Consider the following 8,577-nt stretch of genomic DNA (forward strand, 5'->3'; position numbering starts at 1 on the left):
TTTTTATTAATTGTATTTGTTGGACAATCAATCTTTATGCAATCTTTTTATACGAATAAGAAAGTAAATATTGTAACAGAAGAACTTACACAATTTGCTAAAGGGTATAAAGCGGGTAAATTTAACAACAATCAGTTTCAACAAGAACTATCCAAACTATATTCCAAATACAATACAACTTTAGCTGTTTTAGATAAAAGAGGGGTACTAAAAGCTGAGAATAATTTTGATTTAACCGTTCTTACGAATGAAGGAAAAAAGGTATATGTACCTTTAAATAATCTATTATATTCGGATCAAATAGACAGTATTTTAGGTCTTAATATTAAAGAAAATTCAAGGATTACAATCCGAGGTTATGTTCAAGATGATTATTTTATTCCACTCTATATAAAAACAAATATGGGTGTTTGGCAAGAGGAAAATCAACCGTCTAACACGGTTCAATTGTCAACTAAAGATAGTCTTCAGGAAATGGTGAATATTGAAATTAAAGGGAAAGTTGTTAATTTACATTTACCAATTGCAAATCAATATACATATTCTGCTCAAATGAACTCATTAATGGGTGCGATAACTGATTGGACAAAGACTAATGAAGATTTTTCTAACTATACTGAGGAGGATTTTCCATTAATTTATCGTTACTTAGACCGAGCAAATGGATTAGAAAATAAAGTTTTTATTTACCCAATCAATACTAGTAAAGGTTCAAAAGAAGTTATTTTTGCTATTACATCATTACAACCAGTAAATGAAGCAATGTACGTTTTAAAAGATTTTTATATTTACGCTTTTATTATTGCTTTATTATTGATTGTAATCGTTTCTTTTTACTATTCGAAATTGATTACGAAGCCATTATTGAAAATGAATTCTGTAACAGATCAATTAGCAAAGTTAAACTTTAATGAGAAAATCGATATTCAATCCGATGATGAAATTGGACAATTATCCAAATCAATTAATTCATTATCCGAGAAGTTAGCTAGTACGATTGAAAATTTACAGCAGGCAAATGTTAAATTAATGAAGGATATTGAAAAAGAAAAGCAGTTAGAACAAATAAGAAAAGAGTTTATTAGTGGAGTATCCCATGAGTTGAAAACGCCACTTAGTATCGTGCAAAGTTATGCAGAAGGTTTAAAAGATGGATTAAATATTGAAAAAAATGGTTATTATGCAGATGTAATCCTTGAAGAAGTTGATCGGATGAACGGGTTAGTTGTCGACATGCTAGAACTTTCCAAACTTCAATCAGGAACATACACACTTAAAAGTGAACCTTTTTTAATAGTGGATTGCATAGAAAATGTGATTATTCGCATGTTTGAAAATAGTAATAATCATTGTCATTTCAATTTTAAGCTAGACGAAGATACGCTAGTAATAGGTGAAAAAAGAAAAATAGAACAAGTAATCATTAATATCCTTTCAAATGCAATCCATTATGGTAACCCAGGTAGTGTCATAAAAATGAACTTATTAGATGAAGGGGATTATGTAAATATCTCTATTTTTAATAAAGGTAATCCAATCCCTGCTGATAAAATTGATAAAATTTGGGATCGCTTCTATCGAATTGATGAATCTAGAAATAGACAAAATGGTGGAACAGGTTTAGGTTTAGCAATCGTAAAAACAATCCTTGACTTACATCATTCAACTATAAAAGTTCATAATAAGGAAGATGGAGTTGAATTTATTTTTAATTTGAAAAAATATTTGAATTAAATCAAAAAGTTCACAGCAAATACACATGAGTGGGTTAAATTAATATCAATCAAAGATACCTACATATTGGAGGAATGAATTATGGGATATTATGATGAAACAGATTTATACGATGAAAATAATCATAAAAGACAAAAGAGAAGTAGACGTGGAGGGTATCCGCTTGTTACAGGCTTTATTGGAGCGATAATTGGAGCTGTAACGATCTCAATCGTATCCCCGGATATTTTTAACTTAACAAATAAAAATGCAAACTTATCAAATGATACGAATACTGTACCCACACAAGTTATTAATGTATCACGCGAAGATTTAACAACTACGATTCAAAATGCTCGCAAATTTGTAGTAGGAGTTAATAACTATCAATCATCAAATCCATTTTCAATGGAAACTGAAGAAGCTGGATCTGGTTCAGGTGTAGTTTATAAAAAAGTAGGAAATAAAGCATTAGTAGCAACAAATAACCACGTTGTTGCTGGTGCAAAGCAATTAAAAGTAAAAATGGCAGATGGTCAATTAATTGACGCTAAACTTGTTGGAACAGATGAATTATTAGATTTAGCTGTTGTAGCAATTGATGCAAAATATGTTACGAATATCGCTAAATTAGGTGATTCTGAAAAAATAAATGTAGGTGAAACTGCTATTGCAATTGGAAATCCACTTGGATTTTTAGAAAGTACTGTTACAGAAGGAATTGTAAGTAGTAAAGCTCGTGAAATACCACAGGATATCGATGGAGATGGCGTTGCAGATTACCAAACTCAAGTAATACAAACAGATGCTGCGATTAATCCAGGTAATAGTGGTGGTGCTTTAATCAACGCAAAAGGTGAAGTAATCGGGATTAATTCAAGTAAAATTGCTGAACAAGCTGTTGAAGGTATTGGTTTTGCAATTCCAATGAATATTGCAAAACCAGCTTTAGATCAAATCGAAAAATTTGGTGAAGTGACTCGACCTGTAATGGGTGTAGGCTTAAAATCACTTGATGAAATACCTCAATTTAATATCGAAGAAACATTAAAATTACCTGGTTCAGTGACTAAAGGTGCAGTTGTTACACATGTTGATCCAAATACTCCTGCTGCTAAAGTTGGAATGAAACAATTAGATGTTATCGTAGCACTTGATGACAAACCAGTAAGTGACGTAATTACTGTCAGAGAATACCTATATTCACACAAAAAAGTTGGAGATAAATTAAAGATTACTTATTACCGTGATGGTAAATTAACTAATTCAACATTAACATTAGCTTCAAGTCAATGATTTGACAGGCAATTGACTTTGGAAATATGATAAAAGAATAATAAATAAGCGAAAAGTTATCTTTTCGCTTATTTTATACAGAAAGGGTGATTAGCAAATGAGTAAATACCCATCAAGAGAAGAAATTGGCAAAATTTTAAAATCAAGTAAAGTAATAGCAGTTGTAGGCTTATCAAAAGACCCGTCTAAAACGTCTTATATGGTAAGCAAAGCAATGCAAGATGCTGGATATAAAATTATTCCAGTAAACCCAACAGTTGATACTGTATTAGGAGAAAAAGCAGTAGCGAGTTTAACAGAAATTAATGAAAAAGTTGATATTGTAAATGTATTTAGAAGACCTGAACATCTATTACCTGTAGCAGAAGAGTTTCTTAAAATTGATTGCGATGTTTTCTTTGCACAGCTTGGAATCGAAAACGAAGAAGCATATCAATTGTTAAAGGAAAATGGTAAAACGGTCATTATGGATCGTTGTATTAAAGTTGAGCATGCAATGACAAGATAGGCCGTTAAAAAAGCTCACTGTTTCAGACTGGCCATCAGACGCTCGTTTTCTTAGTTGCTTTGTCTGGCTACGGTGCTCATTACCGCTTAGGGGTAACTTGGGCCAAAACTTGCCTTCATGCCTCGAAAGTCAAGCGCTTACAATCAGTCTGAAAATCAAATTTTTAAATTTGTTTTAAAATTTGGCTCACTGTAAATCAGTGAGTTTTTTTAACGGAAGATCGAGTAGGGAATAAGAACACAAGGTAATCCGAGAAATTGTTCAGAAAAGCATAAATTAGAAAAGCAATAAAATGCTAGTTTGCACGATCTGTAAAAATGAATTTTGTAAGTTAATTTATCAATTTTCAACTTTAATCCTGCATTTTCTTGATTCTAAATTCCAGCTTTTTATGAACTTGTCTGATTTTTTTTTTCATGTTCGACTTGTAAGTTAGGAAAAAAACCATTAACATGAACGATTAGAAGAAACATTTTATTTATAATATGATATAATGGAACAGATGTTCTTATGAAAGTGTTTAGTTAGAAAGGAGAAATGGTGTTGGCAAAGAATGAAACAACATATAACGAAGATGCGATACAGGTACTAGAAGGTTTAGAAGCTGTACGTAAACGACCTGGAATGTATATTGGCAGCACAGATAGTAGAGGTCTGCACCATTTAGTTTATGAAATCGTAGATAACTCTGTAGATGAAGCATTAGCTGGTCACGGGACTCAAATAGATGTGGTTATTCATAAAGATAATAGCTTAAGCGTAAAAGACCATGGTCGTGGGATGCCTACTGGAATGCACAAAATGGGAAAACCAACTCCAGAAATTATTTTAACTGTATTACACGCAGGTGGTAAATTTGGACAAGGCGGCTACAAAACAAGTGGTGGTCTACATGGTGTTGGTGCATCAGTAGTAAATGCTTTATCAGAATGGTTAACAGTTGAAATTCACCGTGAAGGAACAGTTTACAAGCAACGTTTTGAAGATGGAGGTAAAGCAGTAACTTCATTAGAAATCGTTGGTAAGACAAGACGAACTGGTACGACGATCCATTTTAAACCAGATCCAACTATTTTTAGCACGACAAATTTTAACTTTGATACTTTATGTGAAAGACTTAGAGAGTCAGCATTTTTATTAAAAGGTTTAAAAATTACTATTAAAGATGAACGACATGATGCGTTTGAAGAGTTTTATTATGAAAACGGTATCGAAGCATTCGTATCGTATTTAAACGAAGAAAAAGAAGCATTACATCCTGTTGTATTCTTTGACGGATTACAAAATAAAATTGAGGTTGAATTTTCGTTCCAATTTAATGATGGATATTCGGAAACGATGCTTTCTTTCGTAAATAATGTTCGTACAAAAGATGGTGGTACGCACGAAGTTGGTGCAAAAACCGCTTTAACAAGAGCATTTAATGAATATGCAAGAAAAGTAAGTCTTTTAAAAGAAAAAGATAAAAATCTAGATGGAGCGGATATTCGTGAAGGATTAGCTGCAATTGTTTCTGTACGAATTCCTGAAGAACTGCTTCAATTTGAAGGACAAACAAAAGGTAAATTAGGTACTAGTGAAGCAAGATCAGCTGTTGACTCAGTTGTTTCGGATCAATTAGCTTATTTCCTGGAAGAAAATCCAGACATTGCAACTTCATTAGTAAAGAAATCTATAAAAGCTTATCAAGCTAGAGAAGCTGCAAGAAAAGCACGTGAGGAAGCAAGAAGTGGTAAAAAGAGAAAGCGTTCAGAAACTTCATTAAGCGGTAAGCTCACACCTGCACAGTCACGTAACCCACAGAAAAATGAATTATACCTAGTTGAGGGTGATTCAGCTGGTGGTAGTGCGAAACAAGGCCGTGATCGACGTTTCCAAGCAATCTTGCCCCTGCGTGGTAAGGTTATCAATACCGAGAAGGCAAAATTAGCTGACATAATGAAAAATGAAGAGATTAATACGATAATTCATGCAATTGGTGCAGGCGTAGGTAGTGATTTTGATATTGATGATGTTAACTATGACAAAATCGTTATTATGACCGATGCTGATACAGATGGAGCGCATATTCAAGTACTTTTATTAACATTCTTTTACCGTTATATGAAGCCATTAGTAGAGGCTGGTAAAGTTTATATTGCCTTACCTCCTTTATTCAAAGTAAGTAAAGGTTCTGGAAAAAAAGAAGTAATCGAATACGCTTGGTCAGAAGTAGACCTACAAGATGCAATCAAAAAAGTCGGTAAAGGGTATATGATTCAGCGTTACAAAGGACTTGGTGAGATGAATGCTGACCAACTTTGGGAAACAACGATGGATCCAGAAACTAGAACGCTTATTCGTGTGAAAATTGATGATTCTGCAAGAGCGGATCGTCGTGTAACTACTTTAATGGGTGATAAAGTTGAACCTAGACGTAAGTGGATTGAATCGAATGTAGTATTTGATTTAGATGAAGAGGATAAAATTTTAAACAATGAGCAAGTTGAAGTAGTAGAATCAGAAGGGAGCAATGTCTGATGCAATCATCGGAAAAATTATATAATATCCCTTTAGAAGATATAATAGGTGACCGCTTTGGTCGATATAGTAAGTATATTATTCAAGAACGAGCATTACCTGATGCTCGTGACGGGTTAAAGCCAGTTCAACGCCGTATTTTGTATTCAATGCACGTTGAAGGTAACACGCAAGATAAGGCTTACCGTAAATCTGCTAAAACAGTCGGAAATGTAATTGGTAATTACCATCCCCATGGTGATACTTCTGTTTATGATGCGATGGTACGACTAAGTCAAGATTGGAAATTAAGAAATGTATTAATTCAAATGCATGGAAATAACGGTAGTATTGATGGAGACCCTCCAGCAGCTATGCGTTATACGGAGGCTAGGTTATCAGCAATTGCAAGCGAACTATTGAGAGATATTGATAAAGAAACAGTTGATTTTGTGCCAAACTTTGACGATACGAGTATGGAGCCAGTTGTTTTACCATCAATGTTTCCAAATTTATTAGTCAACGGTAGTACTGGAATATCTGCTGGATATGCAACTGAAATACCTTCGCACCACCTTGGAGAAGTAATCGATGCGACGATTATGCGCATTGAAAATAAAAACTGTTCAGTAGATGAATTAATGACCGTAATCCACGGTCCTGATTTCGCTACTGGAGGGATCATTCAAGGTAAAGATGGCATAAAAAAAGCTTATGAAACAGGAAAAGGAAAAATCATTATTCGAAGCCGTGTTCATACCGAGGATTTACGTGGTGGAAAACAGGCATTAATTATTACAGAAATTCCTTCAGAAGTGAATAAAGCGAATTTAGTAAAGAAAATGGACGAGGTTCGTCTTGATCGAAAAGTTGATGGAATTACGGAAGTACGTGATGAAACAGATCGTACTGGGCTACGTATTGTCATTGAACTGAAAAAAGATGCAAATAACGAAGCAATTTTAAATTATTTATATAAAAATACTGAGCTTCAAATACCTTATAACTTTAATATGGTTGCGATTTATAATCGTACACCAAAACAGATGTCATTACCGGCAATTCTTGATGCATATATTGAACATCAAAAAGAAGTCATTACAAATCGTTCAAATTTTGATTTAAGAAAAGCAAAGGCTCGTCAACATGTTGTAGAAGGTTTAATGAAGGCTTTATCGATTTTAGATGAAGTGATTACAACAATCCGTTCTGCAAATGATAAACGCGATGCAAAAGATAAGTTAATCGCTCAATATAAGTTTACTGAACAACAAGCTGAAGCGATTGTTATGTTACAGTTATATCGTTTAACAAATACTGATATTACTGCATTACAAGAAGAAGCAGATGAGTTAGATAAAAAAATCAAACAGTTAGAAGCAATTTTAAACAGTGAAGCAAAATTATTGTCAGTTATCAAAACAGACTTAAAAAAAATTAAGTTAAAATATGCAGACGACAGACGTTCGACAATTCAAGAAGAGATCGAAGAAATTAAAATTTCAAGAGAAGATATAATCGCCCAAGAAGACGTCTTTGTTACCGTTACAAGTGAAGGATACGTTAAACGAACAAGTCCAAGATCTTATTCAGCCTCGAATGGTAAAGATTACGGTATGAAAGAAGGAGACCGTTTAATTTATCAAATTGAGAGTACAACGACGGATACACTAATTTTATTTACGTCAAAAGGTAATTATTTATATTTACCAATACATGAAATGCAGGATATCAGATGGAAAGATATGGGGCAACATGTTGCTAATATTATTCCTATTGAGCGAGACGAAGCAATTCTTTCTGCTACGGTCGTAAATAATTTTGAAGAAAATAAAGATTATATTTTATTTGTCACTAAAAATGGAGTTGTAAAACGTACAAGTATACAGCAATTAAAAGTACAACGATATTCTAAACCACTTGTCGGGATGTCAATTAAGTCTGATGATTCCTTAATTTTTGCTGGTGTCACTTCAGAAACTGATCAAGTGTTATTGGCTACAAGTTCAGGATACACATTGTTATTTAATGTTGAAGAGATTAGTATTCAAGGCTTAAGAGCTGGTGGAGTTAAAGGAATTAACTTAAAGGATCATGATTTTGTTGTTTCTGCAGACACGATTAGTAATGAAGTGAAAGATATTTTCTGTGCAACACATCGAGGGGCAATTAAAAAAATGAAACTCAATACGATCCCTCAAAGTTCTAGAGGTACCCGAGGTGTTAAAGTACTTCGAGATTTAAAAAATAATCCTCATTTGTTAATTGGGGTATACGCAATAAATGAAAATGATATGTTTGCTATATTAAGTAAATCTGGTCAATTTGAGACGGTTGACCCAACTGATTTAAGAAATAGTGATCAATATAGTAATGGATCATTTGTTATGGATACAGATGATTCTGGTGAAATAAAGACTATCATTCGTTATAAAAAAGAAGAAAATAATTAAAATTAGGCCTATTCCAAGCTTTTTGGAATAGGTTTTTTTGTCGAATTTGTCGAAAAATGTAAAATGATACTAGAAAAATATTTTCTTAAGATTAACCTAGTAAAATAC

General features: G+C 33.1%; 5 protein-coding genes. All 5 read left to right on the top strand.

Annotated features, from left to right (window positions below):
• On the top strand, nucleotides 1–1,734 hold a 1,734-nt coding region (locus CN514_RS16910; protein WP_098233600.1), incomplete at its 5' end, for a sensor histidine kinase.
• Between the two features lie 81 nt (nucleotides 1,735–1,815).
• Nucleotides 1,816–3,009, top strand: coding sequence for a S1C family serine protease (locus tag CN514_RS16915; protein WP_098233601.1), 1,194 nt, complete (start codon nucleotides 1,816–1,818; stop codon nucleotides 3,007–3,009).
• 97 nt (nucleotides 3,010–3,106) lie between these two features.
• The gene (locus tag CN514_RS16920) at nucleotides 3,107–3,517 is read left to right on the top strand and encodes a CoA-binding protein (protein ID WP_098233602.1); all 411 of its coding nucleotides are present in this window, start codon (nucleotides 3,107–3,109) and stop codon (nucleotides 3,515–3,517) included.
• Nucleotides 3,518–4,060: 543 nt separating this feature from the next.
• A complete protein-coding gene (gene parE, locus CN514_RS16925) occupies nucleotides 4,061–6,037 on the top strand; it encodes a DNA topoisomerase IV subunit B (protein WP_098233603.1) in 1,977 nt (658 codons plus the stop codon).
• Nucleotides 6,037–8,469 (top strand): DNA topoisomerase IV subunit A, encoded by a 2,433-nt coding sequence (gene parC / locus CN514_RS16930; RefSeq protein ID WP_098233604.1) that lies wholly within the window; start codon nucleotides 6,037–6,039, stop codon nucleotides 8,467–8,469. The genes parE and parC overlap by 1 nt, the downstream gene beginning before the upstream one ends.
• Nucleotides 8,470–8,577: the final 108 nt, after the last annotated feature.

The sequence above is a fragment of the Bacillus sp. AFS001701 genome, assembly GCF_002559405.1.
GTDB lineage: Bacteria > Bacillota > Bacilli > Bacillales > Bacillaceae_G > Gottfriedia.